The organism is Pseudomonas fluorescens (assembly GCF_000967965.1).
Taxonomy (GTDB): Bacteria; Pseudomonadota; Gammaproteobacteria; order Pseudomonadales; family Pseudomonadaceae; genus Aquipseudomonas; species Aquipseudomonas grandcourensis.
Map to the genome: position 1 here is coordinate 51,853 of NZ_LACC01000019.1, position 21,878 is coordinate 73,730.

Annotated in this window: 18 protein-coding genes; 9 read left to right on the plus strand and 9 right to left on the minus strand. The window is 60.9% G+C overall.

The genetic code is table 11. The annotated features are described in order from the left end of the window. Window positions 1-2: 2 nt before the first annotated feature. Genes VC35_RS15960 through mfd form a run of 3 tightly spaced genes read right to left on the minus strand, consistent with a single transcriptional unit; the run spans window position 3 to window position 6,741 of the window. Window positions 3-2,696, minus strand: a complete 2,694-nt coding sequence (locus VC35_RS15960; RefSeq protein WP_046041403.1) for a DEAD/DEAH box helicase — start codon at window positions 2,694-2,696, stop codon at window positions 3-5. 6 nt (window positions 2,697-2,702) lie between these two features. Next, complete coding sequence (locus VC35_RS15965) at window positions 2,703-3,281, minus strand: CsiV family protein (RefSeq protein ID WP_046041404.1); 579 nt, start codon at window positions 3,279-3,281, stop codon at window positions 2,703-2,705. 10 nt (window positions 3,282-3,291) lie between these two features. After that, complete coding sequence (gene mfd / locus VC35_RS15970; RefSeq protein ID WP_046041406.1) at window positions 3,292-6,741, minus strand: transcription-repair coupling factor; 3,450 nt, start codon at window positions 6,739-6,741, stop codon at window positions 3,292-3,294. Between the two features lie 363 nt (window positions 6,742-7,104). Here mfd and VC35_RS15975 point away from each other — a divergent pair, with 363 nt between their 5' ends. From VC35_RS15975 to sthA, 3 genes are all read left to right on the plus strand, one after another. Next, window positions 7,105-8,568, plus strand: coding sequence for a glyceraldehyde-3-phosphate dehydrogenase (locus VC35_RS15975; protein WP_046041409.1), 1,464 nt, complete (start codon window positions 7,105-7,107; stop codon window positions 8,566-8,568). Window positions 8,569-8,729: 161 nt separating this feature from the next. Further along, window positions 8,730-9,767, plus strand: a complete 1,038-nt coding sequence (locus tag VC35_RS15980; protein WP_046041411.1) for an FAD:protein FMN transferase — start codon at window positions 8,730-8,732, stop codon at window positions 9,765-9,767. A 207-nt stretch (window positions 9,768-9,974) separates the two neighbouring features. Beyond that, entirely contained in the window at window positions 9,975-11,369 is a 1,395-nt protein-coding gene (sthA, locus tag VC35_RS15985; RefSeq protein ID WP_046041412.1) for a Si-specific NAD(P)(+) transhydrogenase, read from the plus strand. 42 nt (window positions 11,370-11,411) lie between these two features. On the opposite strand, the gene VC35_RS15990 is transcribed toward sthA, so the two are convergent. Next, a complete protein-coding gene (locus VC35_RS15990; protein WP_046041413.1) occupies window positions 11,412-12,134 on the minus strand; it encodes a glycerophosphodiester phosphodiesterase in 723 nt (240 codons plus the stop codon). A gap of 14 nt (window positions 12,135-12,148) precedes the next feature. Then, window positions 12,149-12,730, minus strand: a complete 582-nt coding sequence (locus VC35_RS15995) for a PilZ domain-containing protein (protein ID WP_046041414.1) — start codon at window positions 12,728-12,730, stop codon at window positions 12,149-12,151. 94 nt (window positions 12,731-12,824) lie between these two features. On the opposite strand from VC35_RS15995, the gene VC35_RS16000 reads away from it, so the two are divergent. The 3 genes from VC35_RS16000 (at window position 12,825) to VC35_RS16010 (ending at window position 16,074) form a co-directional block, all read left to right on the plus strand. After that, window positions 12,825-14,075, plus strand: a complete 1,251-nt coding sequence (locus VC35_RS16000; RefSeq protein WP_046041416.1) for a lipoprotein-releasing ABC transporter permease subunit — start codon at window positions 12,825-12,827, stop codon at window positions 14,073-14,075. Window positions 14,076-14,082: 7 nt separating this feature from the next. Continuing rightward, the gene (gene lolD / locus VC35_RS16005; RefSeq protein WP_173677889.1) at window positions 14,083-14,766 is read left to right on the plus strand and encodes a lipoprotein-releasing ABC transporter ATP-binding protein LolD; all 684 of its coding nucleotides are present in this window, start codon (window positions 14,083-14,085) and stop codon (window positions 14,764-14,766) included. Window positions 14,767-14,829: 63 nt separating this feature from the next. Further along, complete coding sequence (locus tag VC35_RS16010; RefSeq protein ID WP_046041417.1) at window positions 14,830-16,074, plus strand: lipoprotein-releasing ABC transporter permease subunit; 1,245 nt, start codon at window positions 14,830-14,832, stop codon at window positions 16,072-16,074. 127 nt (window positions 16,075-16,201) lie between these two features. On the opposite strand, the gene VC35_RS16015 is transcribed toward VC35_RS16010, so the two are convergent. Next, a complete protein-coding gene (locus VC35_RS16015; protein WP_046041420.1) occupies window positions 16,202-17,551 on the minus strand; it encodes a heavy metal sensor histidine kinase in 1,350 nt (449 codons plus the stop codon). After that, a complete protein-coding gene (locus tag VC35_RS16020) occupies window positions 17,551-18,231 on the minus strand; it encodes a heavy metal response regulator transcription factor (RefSeq protein ID WP_008053332.1) in 681 nt (226 codons plus the stop codon). Before VC35_RS16020 ends, VC35_RS16015 begins: the two co-directional genes overlap by 1 nt. Before the next feature lie 155 nt (window positions 18,232-18,386). Between VC35_RS16020 and copI the strand changes: the two genes are divergently transcribed. Together copI and queF are read left to right on the plus strand one after the other, a co-directional pair. Continuing rightward, complete coding sequence (gene copI / locus VC35_RS16025; RefSeq protein WP_046041423.1) at window positions 18,387-18,923, plus strand: copper-resistant cuproprotein CopI; 537 nt, start codon at window positions 18,387-18,389, stop codon at window positions 18,921-18,923. Between the two features lie 61 nt (window positions 18,924-18,984). Then, window positions 18,985-19,815 (plus strand): NADPH-dependent 7-cyano-7-deazaguanine reductase QueF, encoded by an 831-nt coding sequence (gene queF, locus VC35_RS16030; protein WP_046041424.1) that lies wholly within the window; start codon window positions 18,985-18,987, stop codon window positions 19,813-19,815. 54 nt (window positions 19,816-19,869) lie between these two features. Here queF and VC35_RS16035 read toward each other — a convergent pair whose 3' ends face one another. Both VC35_RS16035 and VC35_RS16040 read right to left on the minus strand, forming a co-directional pair. Further along, window positions 19,870-20,133, minus strand: coding sequence for a DUF4404 family protein (locus VC35_RS16035; protein ID WP_008053327.1), 264 nt, complete (start codon window positions 20,131-20,133; stop codon window positions 19,870-19,872). A gap of 112 nt (window positions 20,134-20,245) precedes the next feature. Continuing rightward, window positions 20,246-20,866 carry an HAD superfamily inactivated hydrolase PcrP gene (locus tag VC35_RS16040; RefSeq protein ID WP_046041425.1) on the minus strand — a complete coding sequence of 207 codons (621 nt, stop codon included), beginning with the start codon at window positions 20,864-20,866 and terminating at the stop codon, window positions 20,246-20,248. Window positions 20,867-21,067: 201 nt separating this feature from the next. Between VC35_RS16040 and VC35_RS16045 the strand changes: the two genes are divergently transcribed. Then, window positions 21,068-21,757, plus strand: coding sequence for an MlaA family lipoprotein (locus tag VC35_RS16045; protein WP_046041426.1), 690 nt, complete (start codon window positions 21,068-21,070; stop codon window positions 21,755-21,757). The last annotated feature ends 121 nt before the right edge of the window (window positions 21,758-21,878 follow it).

The window sequence follows — 21,878 nt, forward strand, 5'->3', positions numbered from 1 at the left end:
TCTCAGCGTTTTTCAAGGTTTTCCGGCAGCGGCGCAAACAACGCCTCGATATCATCGCTCTGCAGTTTCCAGTCCCCGGCCTTGCGCCCATCCAGCACGCCGGCCGCGAGGTCGGATTTTTCCTTTTGCAGGTGCTGAATCTTCTCTTCCACAGTGCCGCGCGCAATCAACTTATAGACGAACACCGGCTTCTCCTGGCCGATGCGGTACGCCCGGTCGGTCGCCTGGTTTTCCGTCGCCGGGTTCCACCATGGGTCGTAATGAATCACCGTGTCCGCTTCGGTCAGGTTCAGGCCAACGCCACCGGCCTTCAGGCTGATCAGAAAGATCTGACGCTTGCCGCTCTGGAATTCCTTCACCGGTGTGCGGCGGTCGCGGGTCTGGCCGGTCAGCAGGGCGTAGGCCACGCCGCGTTTGTTCAGTTCGTCTTCGATCAGTGACAGCATCGAGGTGAACTGCGAGAACAGCAGGATTCGCCGACCTTCCTCGAACAACTCTTCGAGCATTTCCATCAGGCTGTCGAGCTTGCCCGACGTGCTGCCACGGCTTGGCAGGGTTGCCTCGTTGACCAGGCGCAAGTCGCAGCACACCTGGCGCAGCTTGAGCAGTGCTTCGAGAATGATGATCTGGCTGCGGGCCACGCCTTTGCGGGTGATTTCGTCGCGGACCTTCTTGTCCATGGCCAGGCGCATGGTTTCGTACACATCGCGCTGGGCCTCGTTGAGTTCGACCCAGTGGATGATCTCGGTTTTCGGCGGCAACTCGGTGGCCACTTGTTCCTTGGTGCGGCGCAGCAGGAAAGGTTTGATCCGGCCGTTGAGGTGCTGAAGCCTGACCTCGCTGGTGCGTTTTTCAATCGGCACGCGGTAATCGCGGTTGAAGCTTTTGACGTCACCCAGCCAGCCGGGTAACAGGAAGTGAAACAGCGACCAGAGTTCGCCCAGATGGTTTTCCAACGGCGTGCCGCTCAGGCACAGGCGCTGCCGGGCGTTGAGCTCGCGAGCAGCCTGGGCGGCCTTGCTGGTCGGGTTCTTGATGTATTGCGCTTCGTCCAGCACCAGTATGTGCAAGGGCTGCGCCGCCAGGCGTTCGACATCCTTGGGCAGCAGCGCATAGGTGGTCAGGATCAGGTCGTAATCGGCCAGCTTGTCGAAGTGCTTTTTGCGGCTGGCACCGTATAGCGCCAGTACCTTGAGCTGCGGCGTAAAGTGCGCCGCTTCGTCGAGCCAGTTGGGAATCAGGCTGGTCGGCATCACCACCATGCAAGGCCGATCCAGGCGGCCGGCGTTTTTCTCGCTCAGCACGTGCGCGAGTGTCTGCAGGGTTTTGCCCAGGCCCATGTCGTCCGCGAGAATTCCACCCACTTCCAGCCGCCGCAACGATTGCATCCAGCTCAAGCCTTCGAGCTGATACGGACGCAGCGTCGCATTCAGGCCTTCCGGGGCGGTGGCCGTGTGGTCCTTGATGTCGCGCAGGCGCTGGGCAAAGGTGCGGATCTGTTCGCCACCCTCCCAGAGCAGTGGCATGTCTTCCAGCGGGTTCAGGCGCGTGGCATCGGCCTTGCTCAGGCGCAGTGTGGTGTCGCCGGGCTCCTGCAGGTAGAACTCGCCGAGGGTGGCCAGCACCGGTTTCAAGCGACCGAAGGGCAGTGCGACTTGCAGCGGGCCGTACTCGGAGTTCGGGCGATTGGGGATGTTGACCAGGATCAGCTCGTCGTCGCGGCGTCGGGCAAGGCGTTCCGGGTTGAGGATTTCGGTGTGCGAGCGCATCAGGTTGAGCAGGATCGGTAACAGGCTCAGGCGTTCGCCGTTGACGATGATCCCCAGTTCCAGGTCGAACCAGTCGCGCTCTGGAGCCTGTTCGACCGTAGCGTACCAGTCGTCTACCGCCGTCAGGTCGAAACCGAAGTCCTCGTCGATCTGCAATTCCCAGCCCTGGGTGCGCAACTTCGGCAGTTCATTGAGGGTAAAGGTCAGCCAGGCGCTGTCATTGACCATCTCAAAAAGCTCGCCGGCGCTTTCCGGCAAGGCCTTGCTTTGCCGGGTGGCGATTTTGAAGCCGAGGATTCGCAACTGTTCCCGGTAGGACTGTTCCACGTCCGGGTGGCGTTTTATCCGCAGCGTCTGGGTTTCCTGGCGAATCAGGATGTCGGTGTTTTTCTGTCCGGAAACGTACTCGTCCAGATAACTGAAAGACAGCGCCGCACGATGCTGGATGTAACGCTGCATTCGACCGTTGCGCGGTTCGAACGCGCTGAACTCGATGCTCGCCAGCCACAGGCGCGGGACGGGCTGCACATTGTCCACCAGCACTTGCGGCGGGGCTTTCGGGCTGCGGTTTTCCAGGACGGCCTGGAGCTTTTCCAGGAGTTCGGCGTCTTTGGCTGCGGCGGGGTAGTCGAGGGTTTCCTGCACTTGCAGAAGCACCGCCGCGCAATGTTTGCAGTTGCTGTGGACCGGGCAGGAGCAGGTGGCGTCGACCATCAGCAGCGTGCCCTTGGCTGACTCGCGCAGGCGAATGGTCTGACGGTAAACGTTACCGCCAGAGCCTTCGCAGGCAGCAATGATCGTGGCGTCGCCGGCCTCGACGATCCTGACGCGATTCTCCAGCGCGTAACGGCGACCACGCTCCAGGCTCTGTTCCTTGAATCGGCTGACCCAGGATGGTGCCAGGGGTTTGCTCAGGGTCGCGGACATAGGGAATCAGTCCGGAATTTCTTCGGGAGCTGCTCGGGGTGCGGGGGCGGTCAGCGAAGTGATCTTGATCAGCAGGCCGAGGTGGCCGTTATCGAGAAAATTCAGCTGGCCGTTCTTGGTGTGGCTTTCCTGTTTCAAGCGCTCGCTGGCGGTCACCATGCCATTGGCATCGATCTGGTTGACCCAGAAATCGGCGTCGACGTCGGTAAAGCGTCCCAGTGTCATGTTCAGTGTGCCCTCGATCGGGAACTGACCATATTGTTCCTTGCCGTCGCTGATCGCCACTTTGCTGGCCGTTTCGCCGAGGGGCTGTTGCCAGGCCTTGTGCAGCAACACCGTGTAGTCGGCGCTGCTGGTGAGTTTTTCCACTTCGCCATTGAGGCTTGGCGTGCGCAGGCTGTCGGCGCTGACTGGCTGAGCGCCAGCCGCCCAGTCTTCCGGCGCGGCGCGGCTGACAATCGCCGGTACGGCGTTTTGACGGACCAGAATCATTTCGACCTGGTACAGGTCATCGGCAAATGCCGTGGATGCGACCAGCGCTGGCATCAACAGGGTCAGCAGGGTCAGTGAGCGAAACAGGCGCATGTGGCGTCCTTCAAGCAGTTTTCGGAACGAGGCGCTCGAACAGCGCCTCTACAGTATTAAAGCGCTCTTCCGGGCGCTCCATCGGAACCATGAACTTGAACATCGTGGCGCCTTCGAATTTGTAGCGTTTTGGCTGGCTCTGGATCAGTTTGATCAGGGTCAGCGGGTCGACCGGCGTCTGTGCGGCGAACTCGACGCGACCGCCCTGGGGGCCGCCATCGACTTTTTTGATGCCCAGTTGCTCGGCCTGCAATTTCAATGCTGTGATGCGGATCAGGTTCTTGGTCGGTTCCGGCAACAGGCCGAAACGGTCGATCATCTCCACCTGCAAATCCTTCAGGCCGTCCTCGTCGGTGGCCGAGGCAATGCGCTTGTAGAGAATCAGGCGGGCGTGGACATCCGGCAGGTAGTCTTCCGGGATCAACGCCGGTACCCGCAAGTTGACTTCCGGACCGCCGCCGAGCGGTTGATCGAGGTTCGGCTGCTCGCCCTTGCGGATCGACTTCACCGCGCGCTCGAGCATTTCCATGTACAGCGTAAAGCCGACGGCCTGGATCTGCCCGCTCTGGCCATCGCCGAGCAATTCGCCGGCGCCACGGATTTCCAGGTCGTTGGTGGCGAGCACGAAGCCCGCGCCGAGGTCCTGGGTGTTGGCAATCGCCTCCAGGCGCTTTTCCGCGTCCGGGGTGATTTGCTGGCGTGGCGGCGTCAGCAGGTAGGCATACGCCTGGTGGTGGCTGCGTCCGACCCGGCCGCGCAACTGGTGCAATTGTGCCAGGCCGAACTTGTCGGCACGCTCGATGATGATGGTGTTGGCGCTCGGTACGTCGATGCCGGTCTCGATGATGGTCGAGGCGATCAGCACGTTGAAGCGCTTGTGGTAGAAGTCGCTCATCACCTGTTCGAGATCGCGTTCACGCATCTGCCCGTGGCCGATACCGATCCGTGCTTCCGGCACCAGTTCGGCGAGGTCGGCGGCGCATTTCTCGATGGTCTTCACGTCGTTGTGCAGGTAATAGACCTGACCGCCACGCAGCAACTCACGCAGCAAGGCCTCTTTGACCGTGCTCTTGTTCTGTTCCATGACGAAGGTGCGGACCGACAGGCGGCGGGCCGGCGGCGTGGCGATGATCGACAGGTCGCGCATGCCCGATACCGCCATGTTCAGCGTTCGCGGAATCGGCGTGGCGGTCAGGGTCAGGATGTCGACTTCGCTGCGCAGGGCCTTGAGCTGTTCTTTCTGGCGCACGCCGAAGCGGTGTTCCTCGTCGATGATCACCAGGCCAAGGTTTTTGATCTTCACGTCGTCCTGCAGCAGCTTGTGCGTGCCGATCACGATGTCGATCTTGCCTTCGGCCAGGTCCGCGACCGCCGCATTCACTTCCTTGGCCGACTTGAAGCGGCTCATCACTTCCACGGTCACCGGCCAGTCGGCAAAGCGGTCGCGGAAGCTGTTGTAGTGCTGCTGGGCGAGCAGGGTGGTCGGCACCAGGATCGCTACCTGGCGACCACCGTGCACGGCGATGAACGCGGCGCGCATCGCCACTTCGGTCTTGCCGAAGCCGACGTCGCCGCACACCAGGCGATCCATCGGCTTAGGCGCGAGCATGTCTTCGCGCACCGCTTCGATGGTGGTTTGCTGGTCCGGGGTTTCTTCGAACGGGAAGCCGGCGCTGAAGGTGGCGTAGTCGGCTTTCGGGTCGGCGAAAGCGTAGCCTTCGCGGGCGGCGCGGCGGGCATAGATGTCGAGCAGTTCGGCGGCCACGTCACGCACCTGTTCGGCGGCTTTGCGCTTGGCTTTCTGCCAGGTCTCGGAGCCGAGGCGGTGCAGTGGGGCCAGAGCATCGTCGCTGCCGGTGTAGCGGGCGATCAGGTGCAGGTTGGCCACCGGCACATAAAGCTTGGCGCCTTCGGCGTATTCCAGGGCAAGGAATTCGGCGGTCTGGCTGTCGATTTCCAGGGTCGCCAGGCCCAGGTAGCGGCCGACGCCGTGGTCGATGTGCACCACCGGCGCACCCTCGCGCAGCTCGGTGAGGTTCTTGATGACGGCATCGTTGTTGGCGTCGGTGCGCTTTTCCCGGCGACGGCGCTGCATCACGCGCTGGCCGAACAACGGGCTTTCGGCGACGAGGGCCAGGGCCGGGTCGTCGAGCAGCAAGCCTTCGTCGAGCGGGGCGATGGTGATCGCCAGGCGTTCCTTACCGGCGACAAAGTCCGGCCAGCTGTCGACGGTTTTCGGTCGCAGTTTCAGGCGTTCCAGCAGTTCCAGCAGCACCTCGCGGCGGCCTGCGGATTCGGCGGTGAACAGCACGCGACCGGGGAACTGGTCGAGGAAGTCCGCCAGTGCCGCCAGCGGTTGGGTAGCCTTGGCTTCGATGGCCAGGTTCGGCAGCTCCCGAGCGGGGAAGCGCTCGCGACCGCTACCGCTTTCCACGTCCTGTTGACTGGCCACCACGCGCGGCCAGTTCTTCAGGCGCGCGAAGCAGTCTTCCACCGGCAGGAACAGCTCTGCAGGCGGTAATAAAGGACGGGACGGGTCGACGCGGCGTTCTTCGTAGCGATTGCGCACGTCGTTCCAGAAGTTTTCCGCGGCCTGTTCGATGCCGGGCAGCGAGAACACTTGGGTGTCCTGGGGCAGGTAATCGAAAAGCGTCGAGGTTTCTTCGAAGAACAGCGGCAGGTAGTACTCGATACCGGCCGGGGTAATCCCGCTGCTCAAATCCTGGAAAATCGGGCAGCGGCGGAAGTCGACGTCAAAACGTTCGCGGAAGCGCGCCTTGAAACGGGTGACCGCTTCTTTCTGCAGCGGGAATTCCCTGGCCGGCAACAGCTTGACCGAGTCGACTTTGTCGATCGAACGCTGGTTCTCCGGGTCGAAGGTGCGCAGGGTTTCGATTTCGTCGTCGAACAGATCGATGCGATACGGCAGCTTGCTGCCCATCGGGAACAGATCGATCAGCGAGCCGCGAACGGTGAACTCGCCGTGTTCATACACCGTATCGACGTAGCGATAACCCGTGGCTTCAAGCCGGGTGCGCATTTGCTCGACGTCGAGCTTCTGGCCGATATCCAGCACCAGGCTGCTGCCGAGCAGGAATTTGGTCGGTGCGAGGCGATGCAGGGCGGTCGTGATCGGCACCACCAGCACGCCATGGCTCAGCTCCGGCAGCCGGTACAGGCTGGCGATGCGCTGGGAAATGATGTCCTGGTGCGGCGAGAACAGGTCGTAGGGCAGGGTTTCCCAGTCGGGAAAGTGCAGTACTGGCAAATCCGGGGCGAAGAAACTCAGCTCCTGTTCCAGCCGTTCGGCACTTTGGCTGTCGGCGGTCAGCAGCAGGGTAAAGCGCTTGGCAGCGCTGGCGGCCTCGGCGATGGCCAGGCTCAGGGCGGCACCGGGCAGGTTGCCCCAGTGCTGTTTACCTGCCGCGGCAGGGAGAAGCGGTAGACGCAGAACGGGCACGGAAGGTTGAGCTCCAAGCGTTGCGACAAAGTCGGCAATTGTAGCGGTCAACGATGCCGCCTGTCAGTTGCTGACTGTGTCTAAAGCACGGGTTTGGTGAAATGTAGTGGTAAAGACAAAATTCGATGGTTTTTTGCCGGAAATCATTGAATATGTAGTGGCAAATACAACGAGTGTTACGGAGGGTTACGGATAACGAGGCGCGACCTCCAAAAAATTGACTGCGCTGCAAGCCCCGGTTTTATTGGGCTTGCGCGAGGCGTAATTTTTTTGAACGACGAATTGTTACGTAAAGCACGACGGGCGCGCATTGCTACCGCGGTCACTCGGCGGCATAATGTAGCCCCTTTTTTCTGCCCCTACATGTGGAAGGTTCCCGTGACTCAGAAGCCCGACCAGTGTCTTGGTGAATGGATCGACCGTGAAGCACTCGCTGAAGCGATGATTCCGCTTATCGGTCAGCTCTACCGCAATAACAACGTGGTGAGCTCGATCTATGGCCGCAGCCTGATCAACCGTTCAGTCATTGCGATTCTCAAAGCGCACCGCTTTGCTCGTCACCGTCAGTCCGACGAAAGCGAGCTGTCCGTCCACGAAACATTCCCGCTGATCAAGGCGATGAGCGAGCTCAAGCTCGGCGCCGCTTCGGTGGACCTGGGCAAGCTGGCGGCCAAATTCAAGGCCGAAGGCAATGGCCGTACTGCCGAGCAGTTCGTCCGTGAAGAACTGGCTGACGTGGTTGGCCAGCAAAACGCATCCGCCCGCAAAGGCACCGACGTTGTCCTCTACGGCTTCGGTCGTATCGGCCGTCTGCTGGCGCGCATCCTGATCGAGAAAACCGGTGGTGGCGACGGCCTGCGTCTGCGCGCCATCGTTGTCCGCAAGGGCGCCGAGAACGACCTGGTCAAGCGTGCCAGCCTGCTGCGCCGTGACTCGGTCCATGGCCCGTTCGATGGCACCATCACCATTGATGAAGCCAACAACACCATCACCGCCAACGGCAACCTGATCCAGGTTATCTACGCCAAGAGCCCGGCCGAAGTCGACTACACCCAGTACGGCATCGAAAACGCTCTGATCGTCGACAACACCGGTGTATGGCGTGACGCTGACGGCCTGGGCCAGCACCTGGCCTGCCCGGGCGCTGCTCGCGTGATCCTCACCGCACCTGGCAAGGGCGCGCTGAAGAACATCGTGCACGGCATCAACCATGGCGAAATCACCCCTGACGACAAGATCATCTCGGCGGCTTCCTGCACCACCAACGCCATCGTGCCGGTGCTCAAGGCAGTCAACGACAAGTACGGCATCATCAACGGCCACGTCGAAACCGTTCACTCGTTCACCAACGACCAGAACCTGATCGACAACTTCCACAAGGGCAGCCGTCGTGGCCGCGCCGCGCCGTTGAACATGGTTATCACCGAGACCGGTGCCGCCACCGCAGCCGCCAAGGCGCTGCCAGTGCTCAAGGGCAAGCTGACCGGTAATGCGATTCGCGTTCCTACGCCGAACGTGTCGATGGCTATCCTGAACCTGAACCTGGAGAAGGCCACCACTCGCGAAGAGATCAACGAGTACCTGCGCCAGATGGCCATGCACTCGGACCTGCACAAGCAGATCGACTACGTGAGCTCCCAGGAAGTGGTTTCCACCGACTTCGTTGGCTCGCGCCACGCAGGCGTAGTGGACGCTGAAGCGACCATCACCCAGGATAACCGCGTTGTTCTGTACGTCTGGTACGACAACGAGTTCGGTTACAGCTGCCAGGTGGTTCGCGTGATGGAAGACATGGCCGGTGTAAACCCGCCAGCATTCCCGCGCTAAGCCTTTAGCTGTACATGAAACGCCCCGACCTTGGTCGGGGCGTTTTTGTTTGGGCTGCTTTTGTCTGTTGAGGGTTGTGTTGTTCGGCCTGGCCTCTTCGTGGGCAAGCTCGCTCCCACAGTTCTATCGCATAATGGCTGGCCCTGGCGGCGTGTCAGGGGATGTTTCGGGGAGCTCGGGAATTGTTGATCAGGTGGCAGGGGGTGGCATTTTTGCTGCTCGGCGCACTATCAGGCTGTGGTAACGGCGACCCCCTCGAAAGCTTCGGCGGTCCCACCATGGGCAGCACTTATTCGATCAAGTATGTGCGCCATGCCGGCCTTCCGGCGCAGGACGAGGTCCGTGTCCAGGTCGAGCAGATCCTCGCTGACATTGACCGGCAAATGTCCACGTACCGCAGCGACTCGGACATCGAGCGCTTCAATGCATTACCGGCCAACCGCTGTCAGGCAATGCCGGCGTCGATCCTCGAATTGGTCCGCGTGGGCGAGCAACTGTCAGTGCAAAGCGACGGTTCCTACGATCTGACGGTGGAGCCGTTGCTCAATCTCTGGGGGTTTGGTCCGCAGGCCCGTGGGGAAAAAGTCCCGACCGCCGAAGCGCTCGCCGAAGCCCGCAAGCGCGTCGGCCATGAACACTTGCGCATCGAGGGCGACCGGTTGTGCAAGGACGCCGCCGTCGAGGTCGACTTCAACAGCATCGCCGCCGGTTATGCGGTGGACACGATTGCCGCAAGACTCGAGGCGATGGGCATCCACGACTACCTCGCCGAGGCCACGGGCGAGCTCAAGGCGTCAGGCAAGAAGGCTGACGGCTCGCCATGGCGCATTGCCCTGGAAGAGCCGCGGGATGACCGGCAGGTGGCCGAGCGGGTCATTGTCGTCGACGGCTATGGCCTGTCCACTTCCGGCGACTACCGGAATTATTTCGAGCAGGACGGCCAGCGTTTTTCCCACACCTTCGATGCCCGCACCGGTGCGCCCGTCTCACATAACCTGGCATCGGTCACGGTGATTCATCCTTCAGCGTTGATGGCCGATGGCTTATCGACGCTGTTGCTGATTCTCGGCCCGGAGCGCGGTTGGGACTACGCAGAAAAACACGATATCGGCGCATTTTTTGTGATTCGTGCCGATACAGGTTTCGTCACACGCAGCAGTCACGCTTTTGAACGCCTCAGTGGCAAAAAAACCGAATGATTTCGGCGATTTGAGCATTGAAAACTGGCGTTGTAGCGCAGGCAAAAGTAGCCTACGACGCGACCAAGGGTTAATGTGCGCGGCGTTGACGCTTCTATAGACTGTGTCCGGGTTCTGCACTGGCCCCAAATTGTTCCTTCATGCCACGCATTGGCGTGATTTAGCCGCAGGTGCCGAGGGTGCCGCGGCCTGTTCTGAGGAGTACGCATGGCTGTCTACAACTACGACGTGGTGGTGTTGGGTTCCGGCCCGGCGGGGGAAGGCGCGGCAATGAACGCCGCCAAGGCAGGGCGCAAGGTGGCGATGGTCGATAGCCGTCGCCAGGTCGGCGGCAACTGCACTCACTTGGGCACCATCCCGTCCAAGGCACTGCGTCACTCGGTGCGGCAGATCATGCAGTTCAACACCAACCCGATGTTCCGGGCCATTGGTGAGCCGCGCTGGTTCTCTTTCCCGGACGTGTTGAAAAGCGCCGAGAAAGTCATCGCCAAACAAGTCGCTTCGCGTACCGGTTACTACGCCCGTAACCGCGTCGACGTGTTCTTCGGCACCGGCAGCTTTGCCGACGAGCAAACCATCGAAGTGGTCTGCGCCAACGGCGTGGTCGAGAAACTGGTGGCCAAGCACATCATCATCGCCACCGGTTCGCGCCCGTATCGCCCGGCGGACATCGATTTCCATCACCCGCGTATCTACGATAGCGACACCATCCTCAGCCTCGGCCACACCCCGCGCAAACTCATCGTTTACGGCGCTGGCGTGATCGGTTGCGAATACGCGTCGATCTTCAGTGGTCTGGGTGTGTTGGTTGAACTGGTGGACAACCGCGGTCAGTTGCTGAGCTTCCTCGACTCGGAAATCTCCCAGGCCCTGAGTTATCACTTCAGCAACAACAACATCACGGTTCGCCACAACGAAGACTACGACCGCGTCGAAGGCGTGGACAACGGCGTGATCCTGCACCTCAAGTCCGGCAAGAAGATCAAGGCCGACGCCTTGCTCTGGTGCAACGGCCGCACCGGCAACACCGATCAGTTGGGTCTGGAAAACATCGGCGTGAAGGTCAACGGCCGTGGCCAGATCGAAGTCGATGAGGCTTATCGTACCTGCGTGCCGAACATCTACGGCGCCGGTGACGTGATCGGCTGGCCGAGCCTGGCCAGTGCCGCCCACGACCAGGGCCGTTCGGCCGCTGGCAGCATCGTCGACAACGGAAGTTGGCGTTTCGTCAACGACGTGCCGACCGGGATTTACACCATTCCGGAGATCAGCTCGATCGGCAAGAACGAGCAGGAACTGACCCAGGCCAAAGTGCCGTACGAAGTGGGCAAAGCCTTCTTCAAGAGCATGGCGCGGGCGCAGATCGCCGGCGAGCCGCAAGGCATGCTGAAGATCCTGTTCCACCGTGAAACCCTGGAAGTACTGGGCGTTCACTGCTTCGGTTATCAGGCGTCGGAGATCGTGCACATCGGTCAGGCGATCATGAACCAGCCGGGCGAACAGAACACGTTGAAGTACTTCGTCAACACCACGTTCAACTACCCGACCATGGCCGAAGCCTATCGGGTAGCCGCGTACGACGGCCTCAACCGGCTTTTTTGACGGGCTCCGGCCGGTGGCCTGAGCCGGCCGGGGAGACCGATTTCAGCAATTCTCGAGCGTGGCAGTGGCCAAACCGGGAAAGTCTGTAATCAGGCTGTCAACGCCGAAGTCGGCGAGTCTGCGCATCAGCGCAGGCTCGTTGACGGTCCACACCGACACATGCAGCCCCTGACGCTGCGCCCGTTGCAGGCGTTCCGGCGTGCACAGGGTCCAGTTCAGCGCCAGAATCTCACAGCCATAGCTGGCCGCGACCTTCAGCGGGTCGAGCCAGGCGTACTCGGCCACCATCCCGCGGGACACGTCCGGCACCAGTTCCAGCGCGGCCTTCAATACTTCGCGTGAACTCGAGGTGATGGTCACCTTGTCCATCAGCCCATGACGCTGCACCATTTCGCGAATCGCCAGCACGGTGGTCGCGGCACGCATCCTTGATGCGCTTTTGACTTCCAGCTGCCAGTGATCGAAGTCGCATTTCTCGAACAGTTCTTCCAGCGTCGGAATCGGGCACGGCTTGATCCAGCCCGGGCCACCCTGGCGTGCGTCATACGTCACAAGCTCGGCCGCCGTGTGCTCGACGACCTTGCCGCGACGGTCAGTGGTGCGTTTGAGGGTCGGGTCGTGAATGACCATCAGCTCGCCATCCATGGACAGGTGCAGGTCCAGTTCGCAGCGACGCACGCCGTGCTTGAGACATTCCTGAAAGCTGGTCAGGGTGTTTTCCGGTGCTTCGCCCTTGGCGCCGCGATGGCCGTAGATGAGGGTCACGGTTCTTCCTTAATTTAATTGCCTGATTCAAGTTGGTCGCGGGCCAGGCGTCGTTCCTGGGCCTGCTTTTGCAAGATGTGGCGGGCCAGCAGTTGGCGCTGGGCGTCGGTCAGGTGTTCGAACTCGGTGCCGACGTCATAGCCATCGCCCTTGCGGTCGCAATGGGTGACGCGGGCGCGCAGCAGCAGGCCCAGGGCTTGCGGCATCAGCACCAGCTTGACCGACAGGCGTGCGCCGGCGGCAAGGGGCGAAGGATGCTGAAAGTCGATGCCGCCTTCGGAGATGATCACCGGCTGCGGTTCGCCGATCTGCCCGAGCACGGTGATGGCGATCACCTGGCTCAGCAAATCGATGCGTTTGTTCTGGGATTTGAGGAAGGCGGCGGTCGTGCGGTCGCGTTCGCTGATCTGGCGCAACAGGTGTTGCGACTCGAATTCGCTCAGGTGCAGTTCGCTGAGCAAGTTGAAGAGTGGGGAAGCATCCTGCAACACTTCATGGCCTGCGGCTTCAGTAGCGGACAGGGGCCGAATTTCCAGTGCGATCGTATCCTCGATACGGTAGTATTCGCGGCGATCTTCTTCATCTAATGTCGACATGGCGAACCCATGGTAGCGGCGGTGGTCTGAGTGTAAAGCTGGTTATCGACCCCCGCCACAAGGACGTTCCTTTTCCCTCCGAACAAGCCCCGACATGTTCAGACCTCTCTTCGTATTTATCGGCACGCGTTACACCCGTGCAAAGCGTCGCAATCATTTTGTGTCATTCATTTCCCTGACTTCGATGATCGGGCTCGCCCTTGGCGTGGTCGTGATGATCGTGGTGCTGTCGGTGATGAACGGCTTCGATCATGAGATGCGCACCCGCGTGCTGGGCATGGTGCCCCACGCGACCATCGAGTCCGGCGAGCCGATCAGCGATTGGCAAAGCCTGGCCGCGAAGGTCAAGCAGAACCCGCAGGTGACGGCCGTGGCTCCGTTTACGCAAATGCAGGGTTTGCTGACCAACAACGGCAAGGTCTCGAAAGTCCTGCTCAATGCCATCGACCCGGTGCAAGAGCGTCAGGTGTCGATCATCGATCACTTCATGACCCAGGGAAAACTCGACGACCTGGTGCCGGGTGAGTTCGGCATCGTCATCGGCGACAAGGCCGCGACCAAGCTCGGTGCAGCCATCGGTGACAAGCTGACCTTCGTCGCGCCGGAAGTCACCGTGACCCCGGCCGGGATGTTCCCGCGCATGAAGCGCTTTACCGTGGTCGGCATCTTCCATGTCGGCGCCGGTGAGCTCGATGGCTATCTTGGCGTCACCAACCTGCAGGATCTGGCCCGGCTGCACCGCTGGAAACCGGATCAGGTCCAGGGCCTGCGCCTGAAGTTCGACGATCTGTTCCAGGCACCGCGCACCGCGTGGAGCATCGCCCGCGATCTCGGCGAAGACCGCTTCTACGCCCGCGACTGGACCCGCACCCACGGCAACCTGTACCAGGCGATCCGCATGGAAAAAGCCATGATCGGCCTGTTGCTGCTGCTGATCGTTGCCGTTGCTGCCTTCAACATCATTTCTACGCTGGTGATGGTAGTGAACGACAAGAAGGGCGACATCGCGATCCTGCGCACATTGGGCGCCACGCCGGGCACGATCATGCGCACGTTCATGGTGCAAGGCACCGTGATTGGCGTGGTCGGCACGGCCATTGGCGCCGTGGTCGGGATCTTCGCCGCGCTGAACGTCAGCGCCGCGATCTCGGCCCTCGAAGGCCTGATTGGGCACAAGTTCCTCAACGCCGACGTGTACTTCATCGATTACCTGCCGTCGCAGGTGCAGAGCCAGGACGTGGTGATGGTCTGTTCTGCGGCGTTGGTCCTGAGTTTCCTCGCCACCCTGTATCCAGCCTGGCGTGCCGCGCGCACCCAGCCTGCGGAGGCGCTACGTTATGAGTGAGTCGGGCATGAGTGATAAAGCAATCTTGAGCTGCCGCAGCCTGGGCAAGTCCTACGAGGAAGGCCCGGAATCGGTGGAAGTGTTGGCCGGCCTGCAACTGGAGTTGCACCCGGGTGAGCGTGTGGCGATTGTCGGCAAGTCGGGCTCGGGCAAAAGTACCTTGCTCAATCTGCTGGGTGGCCTCGATACACCGACCAAGGGCAGCGTCTGGCTCGACGGCGAAGAGCTGTCGGCGCTGAGTGAAAAGAAACGCGGCCTGCTGCGTAATCGCGCCCTCGGCTTCGTGTACCAGTTCCACCATTTGCTGCCAGAATTCACCGCCCTGGAAAACGTCTGCATGCCGCTGCTGATCGGCAAGACCGCGATCCCCGAAGCGCGTCAGCGTGCCACGGCGTTGCTGGAGCGGGTAGGGCTGGGCCATCGCCTGGAGCACAAGCCGGCCGAACTGTCCGGTGGTGAGCGTCAGCGCGTGGCCATCGCCCGCGCCCTGGTGAACAATCCGGGCCTGGTGATGCTCGACGAGCCGACCGGCAACCTCGATTCCCACACCGCCCAGGGGATCCAGGACTTGATGCTGGAGCTCAGCACCTCGATGCGCACGGCGTTCCTGGTGGTGACCCACGACATGAACCTGGCCCGCCAGATGGATCGCGTCCTGCACCTGCAGGAAGGTTGCCTCACTCCTATCTGATTGGCTGAAACCCGATGCCTGAAAAGGCGTCGGGTCTTTTATTCCCATACGGTGCCCCAGCGAATGTTCAGACCGTTATCGATCTTTATCGGCACGCGCTATACCCGCGCCAAGCGCCGCAATCGCTTTGTTTCCTTCATCTCGATGACCTCGATGATCGGTCTCGCCCTCGGCGTACTGGCGATGATCGTGGTGCTGTCGGTGATGAACGGCTTCCAGCGCGAAATGAGCTCGCGCATCCTCGGCATGGTGCCCCACGCCACCATCGTCGGCGTCAATCCGATTGATGACTGGAAGCCCGTGGCAGCGGCCGCGATGAAAAACCCGGAAGTGACGGCGGCGGTGCCGTTCACCGAGATGGAGGGCATGCTGTCCTACAAGGGCACGATGCAGCCGATCCAGGTCAGTGGTGTCGACCCGGCGCTTGAAGGCCAGGTGTCGATCGTCGCCAAGCACATCGTTCAGGGGAGCCTCGAAGCCCTGAAGCCGGGCGAGTTCGGCGTGGTGATCGGTGAGATCACGGCGCGCCGCTTCCGCTTGAACGTCGGTGACAAGATCACCCTGATCGTGCCGGAAGTCAGCAATGCGCCGGGCGGCATCACCCCGCGCATGCAGCGACTGAATGTGGTCGGCGTGTTCAAGGTGGGCGCCGAACTGGATGGCACCATGGCGCTGATCCACATGGCCGATGCCGCGCAAATGCAGCACTGGGAGCCGAATCAGGTGCAGAGCGTGCGCCTGGCGGTGAAGGATCTGTATGCCGCGCCGCAAGTGTCGAGCGACATCGCCACGGGGCTGGGCGACGCCTACAAGGCTGACGACTGGACCCACACCCAGGGCAGCCTGTTCAGTGCGATGAAAATGGAAAAAACCATGATCGGCCTGCTGTTGCTGATGATCGTCGCGGTGGCGGCGTTCAATATCATCGCGACCCTGATCATGGTGGTGAACGACAAGGGCGCAGACATCGCGATCCTGCGCACCATCGGCGCCACGCCACGGCAGATCATGGCGATCTTCGTGGTGCAGGGCACGGTGATCGGCATCGTCGGCACCCTGATTGGCGGTGTGTTGGGCGTGATTGCCGCGCTGAACGTCAGCCAGATCGTGGGCTGGATCGAGCGGGTCAGCGGTCAGCACATCTTCAGTTCCGATGTGTATTTCGTCAGCAACCTGCCGTCCGAGTTGCAAGGCGCGGATGTGGCGTTGATCTGCACGGCGGGGTTTGTCATGAGCTTTCTGGCCACGGTTTACCCGGCTTGGCGGGCGGCGAAGATCGAGCCGGCTCATGCGCTGAGATATTCGTAACCCGTAACCCGTAACCCGTAACCCGTAACATCGCCATCGCGAGCAAGCTCGCTCCCACAGTTGACCGAGTTGATTCCGATCTAATGTGGGAGCGAGCTTGCTCGCGATGAGGCCGCAACTGCTGGCCTCAATCCCCCCTTGGCAACTCGATCACAAACCGCGTCCACCCATTCTCCGATTCGCAACGAATCTGCCCGCCATGGGCGCGGATGATCGACTGGGTGATCGCCAGTCCCAGTCCCGCATGTTCGCTACTGCCTTCACGACGCGCAGGATCGGCCCGGTAAAAGCGGTCAAACAGGCGCGGCAATAGATCTTCGGAAATCTGTTGGCCCGTGTTTTCAACGGTCAGGTGCAATTCTTTTGGCTGATCGACGATTCGCACCCGAACCTCGCCATCGGCCGGCGTAAAGCGCAGTGCGTTGTCCAGCAGGTTCGACAGCGCTCGCCGCAACATGCTGCGGTCACCTTCGATGCGGGCATTGCCGTCACGACTCAGTTTTACCTGCGCGTCTTCGGCCAATGGCGCAAAGAACTCCAGCAGCAGATCCGCTTCCTCCGCCAGTTCCAGTGGCTCGCATTTGGGCATTAACAAGCCGTGATCGGCTTTCGCCAGATAGAGCATGTCATTGACCAATTGCGCCATCCATTGCAGCTCTTCGAGGTTGCTGTGCAGGGCTTCGCGGTAGTCCTCGATGGGGCGAGGGCGGGTGAGGGTGACCTGGGTGTGGGTCAGCAGGTTCGACAGTGGCGTGCGCAGTTCATGGGCGATGTCGGCGGAGAATGCGGACAGGCGCTGAAAAGAGTCGTCGAGGCGTCCGAGCATGGCGTTGAAGTTGTGGGCCATTTCCGCCAGCTCCGGCGGCATGTTTTCTTCAGGCAGCCGCGAGTTCAGCGATTGCGCGGAAACACCACTGGCCACCGCGCTTATCCGCCGCAACGGGCGCAAGCTGCTGCGTGCCGCCCAGGCGCCCAGCAGTGCGGTGGCCAGGGCTGACAGGCCGACGGTCAGCCAGATCAAATGCTGCATGCGTTGCAGGAAGTGCTGGTGGTGGGTGATGTCCAACAGCAGGGTCAGTTGCGGTGACTCGGGTTTGTCCGCGAAAAGCGGCGCATTCAGCACCCGGTAATCCATGCCTTCATGGCTCACCGTCGATAACCCGGGCTGGCGCGGCAACGCCTGGGGAAGGTTGGTCGAACTGTCATACCAGCGCTGGCCGTCGCTGCCGGTGATTCGCAGGGACAGGTCAGCCTGCCGGCTCAATTCCTCGGCCAGCTTCACTTCGCTGTCACTCGACTGAAGGTCGTGCAGGGCCCGACGCAAGCCAATCAACTTGCCGTCCAGCAGTTGCTGGTCGAGTTCAACGAAGTGCGCCTCACTGGCGCGGCTGAACAGCACCCCGGCGAACAACGACACCACGGCGGTGCACGCCGCAAACAGCAGCGCCAGGCGGCTGCTCAAGGACAGCCGGCGCATCAGGCGGGGCGCTCTTCAAGGACGTAGCCCATGCCGCGCACGGTATGGATCAGCTTGTTGGGGAATTCATCGTCGATCTTCAGGCGCAGACGACGGATCGCCACCTCGATGACATTGGTGTCGCTGTCGAAATTCATGTCCCAGACCTGGGACGCAATCAGCGACTTGGGCAAGACTTCTCCCTGACGACGCAGGAGCATTTCCAGCAGGGCGAACTCCTTGGCGGTCAGGTCGATACGCTGGCCGCTGCGTTCGACCCGGCGCCGGATCAGATCCAGGCGCAAATCGGCCAGTTGCAGGCTGGTCTCCTGAGGCGTGGCGCTGCCGCGACGCAACAGGCTGCGGACCCGGGCCAGCAGTTCGGAGAAGGCAAACGGCTTGACCAGATAGTCATCGGCGCCCAGTTCGAGGCCGTGAACCCTGTCCTCCACGGCGTCACGGGCGGTCAGGAAAAGTACCGGCGTGTCCAGGCCGGCGCTGCGCACCGCTTGCAGAATCTGCCAGCCATCACGACCCGGCAGCATCACATCGAGAATCAGCAGGGCATATTCGCCGCTGAGGGCCAATTGCTGGCCGGTGGTGCCGTCGGCCACCAGTTCCGTGTTGAACCCGGCCTCGGCCAGGCCCTGGCGCAGGTAATGGCCGGTTTTCGGTTGGTCTTCGACGATCAGCAGTTTCATGGGCGACTCTTGGCAATTGGAACGAACGCTTTATACCGTGGGAAGCATTGGCACAGGGCAACCTGACAAAGTTGTAATCTGGCTGTCAGGTTACGGGCAGTGGCAGCAGTTTAGAGTTTTGCCCATGCTGAGCCTTATCTTGTTGGAGTATGACGATGTTTTTACGTAAATCCGTGGCGCAAATCCTGTGTTTGCTGGCGCTGAGTTCGCCGGTGTGGGCCGACGCCGGGCATACCTATGATTTCGGTCAACCGGCCCCGGCGGCCAAGGCGACCCGCAGCATTGAGGTGGTGATGGGTGACATGTCCTTCACGCCGCAGGCCATCGACATCAAGGCCGGGGAAACCGTGCGCTTTGTGTTGGTCAATAAAGGCCAGTTGTTGCATGAATTCAACCTGGGGGATGCGGCGATGCACGCCAAACACCAGCAGGAAATGTTGCAGATGCAACAGAGCGGCATGCTGATGCCCACCGGCATGAAGGCAATGGATCACGGCAACATGGCCGGCATGGATCACAGCAAAATGGACCACGGCATGAAGCATGACGACCCCAACAGCGTGCTGGTGGAGCCGGGCAAGACCGTCGAGCTGACCTGGACCTTCAGCAAGGCCACCAGCCTTGAGTTTGCCTGCAATATCCCCGGTCATTACCAGGCCGGCATGGTCGGCAAACTGACTGTCAGTCAGTAAGCACTCAAAGGCGGGAGCAAAGGCTGATAGAATCCGCTGATTCTTCAGTCAGGTTTCCGCCATGCATCCCGCAGCCGAACATTCGCCGCTGGGCAAGTCCAGCGAATACATCGCCACCTACACGCCGTCCTTGCTGTTCCCGATCCCGCGCACCGCGAAGTGGGCGGAACTGGGCCTGACGGCGCAAACCCTGCCGTACAAAGGCGTGGACTTCTGGAACTGCTTCGAGCTGTCCTGGCTGCTGCCGTCGGGCAAGCCGGTGGTGGCGATCGGCGAATTCAGCATTCCGGCGGATTCGCCGAACATCATCGAGTCGAAGTCGTTCAAGCTGTACCTCAACTCCCTGAACCAGACGCCGTTTGCCGATACCGCGAGCCTTGAGGCGACGCTGGCCAAGGACTTGTCGGCGGCTGCCGGCAAGCCGGTGGGTGTGCGCATTCGCAGCCTCAAGGATGTCGAGAGCGAAGGCATCGTGGCCTTGCCGGGCGTGTGCATCGATGAGCTGGATATCAGCGTCAGCAACTACGAGCATCCACGGCCGGAACTGCTGCGTTGCGATGATTCGCGCATTGTCGAGGAGAGCGTGCACAGCCATTTGCTCAAGTCCAACTGCCCGGTCACCAGCCAGCCGGACTGGGGCAGCGTGGCGGTGGAGTACCGTGGCGCGGCGCTGGATCACGCGAGCCTGCTCGAGTACATCGTCAGCTTCCGTCAGCACTCGGACTTCCATGAGCAGTGTGTAGAGCGGATTTTCCTTGACCTGCAGCGGTTGCTGAAGCCGGAGAAACTGACGGTGTATGCGCGTTATGTGCGTCGTGGCGGGCTGGATATCAACCCGTACCGCAGCACTGAAGAGGTGCAGCTGCCGAACCATCGCCTGGTCCGTCAATAAAGATCCAATGATGTAGGAGCGAGCTTGCTCGCTCCTACAAAGGCATTGTTGGGTTCAGATCCCCATGTTGGCCAAGGCCTGCCCGATGTTGCGCAGGGTGCCGGCAAGGGTAGGGTGTTCGAGTTCGAAGCGTTCCACGGCCAGGTTGACGCCATCGGCGAGGCTGGAATCCTGGGTTTTGGTTTCGAGCTCAAGCTTCAACTCGATCTGTTGCATCAGTTCGTGCAGCTCGGCGCGTTCGGCTTCAGACAATGGAGGATTCTGTTCCAATTGCTCGCGCAGGGCATTGAGCTGTTCTTGCAGTTCGCGGGCAGGCATGGCGTTCTTCCTTCTTTAATCGATAGGCACTGGCATAGACCATGGCTGCAGGCCAAAGGTCGATGGCTGACCTTTAGATTAATCCACTCGCGCCCAACGTGCATGATCTCGATCAGGGCTTTTCGCCCTTGAGCCGACGCAAGCTGATATCCGCCAGGCAGGTGTCGAGTTCACCGAGGTGATCGATCACCGAATGCACACCCAGGCCGAACAGTTGCATCGTCGCCTTGCCGCGTTTGATGTCGCGCTCTTGCGGGGTCAGGGCTTGCCATTGCTTGGGCGCCAAGCCGCACAGCGAGCCGCAGGATGCCAGGCCGATGGTCCACAACCCGGCATTGAGCCCAGCCTGCAGCAAGCGGGGTTCGCCGCTCACCAGCACGCAGCCGTCGAGTCGCTCGACGTTCAGGGTCATCAAGGCTTGCCAGCAGGCATTCGGGGCGGGCCATGGGATGTTTGTTGCTGGATGTTGCGAAGGTTTGATCCATTCCGGCAATGCCGCGGCCAGGGACTGGCTGAGGGCAGGGGGCAGTTCATCGAGCCAGGCGCAGGGGATTTTCTGGTGCTGCAAGCTGCGCAGGCTATCCAGTGCGCCGGGTGTGGCCTCGGCGTGTTCGGCCGAGTGGCTACCGTGCCGGTGCGTGTGCGCGCCGAAATCCACCAGGCAGCCACTGAGGCCGAACAGTACGGCGGTCAGGCTGGGTGCGGTTTGGGGCAAGGCTTCGGCGAGCGGCATGTAGACGTCCCTGAAATAACCTGAAGGCTAGCGGGCGACGGTGACAGTTGAATGACATGGATGTGAATCGCTCACATTTGGCACCATTCCTTCGGTGTGGATTTCGTGCAAAGTGCCTTAAACGGCGTTTACGTCTTATACTTGCCAACTTATTGCCCGGGCCAGGCGCCCGAGCCAGTACAAACCAAGGAGTTTTTTTCTATGCGCTGGAGCAATCATCTAGCCAGGATTTGTGTATGCGCCAGTGCGATGCTGGTTCCGTTCGTTGCCCAGGCAGCCACGGAAGATGATCCTTGGGAAAGCGTCAACCGTCCGATTTACAAGTTCAACGACGTGATCGACACCTACGCGCTCAAACCCTTGGCCCAGGGCTACCAGTACGTGACGCCGCAGTTTGTCGAAGACGGTGTTCACAACTTCTTCCGCAACATCGGCGATGTGCGCAACCTGGCCAACGATATCCTGCAGGCCAAGCCTCGCGCCGCAGGCGTTGACACCGCACGAATCATTTTCAACACCACCTTCGGCTTGCTGGGCGTCATCGATGTCGGCACCAAAATGGGCCTGCAGCGCAATGACGAAGACTTCGGCCAGACGCTGGGTTACTGGGGGGTCGGCAGCGGCCCTTACGTGATGCTGCCATTCCTGGGGCCAAGCACCTTGCGTGATGCGCCGTCCAAGTACGTCGACAGCTACACCGGCGCTTATCGTTACGTAAACGACATTCCGGTGCGTAACTCGTTCTTCGCGCTGGACGTCGTCGATACCCGTGCCAACCTGTTGTCGAGCGAGAAGCTGATCACCGGCGACAAGTACACCTTCATCCGTAATGCGTACTTGCAGAACCGTGAATTCAAGGTGAAAGACGGTCAGGTCGAAGACGATTTCTGATCTTGACCGGTAAACTGAAAAAGGCGGCCATCAAGGCTAATGCCGATCAGTTAAGCCTCATTGCTTGACCTTTGGCCGCAAGAAATCAAAATCCGATGCCTGAATAGGCATCGGATTTTTT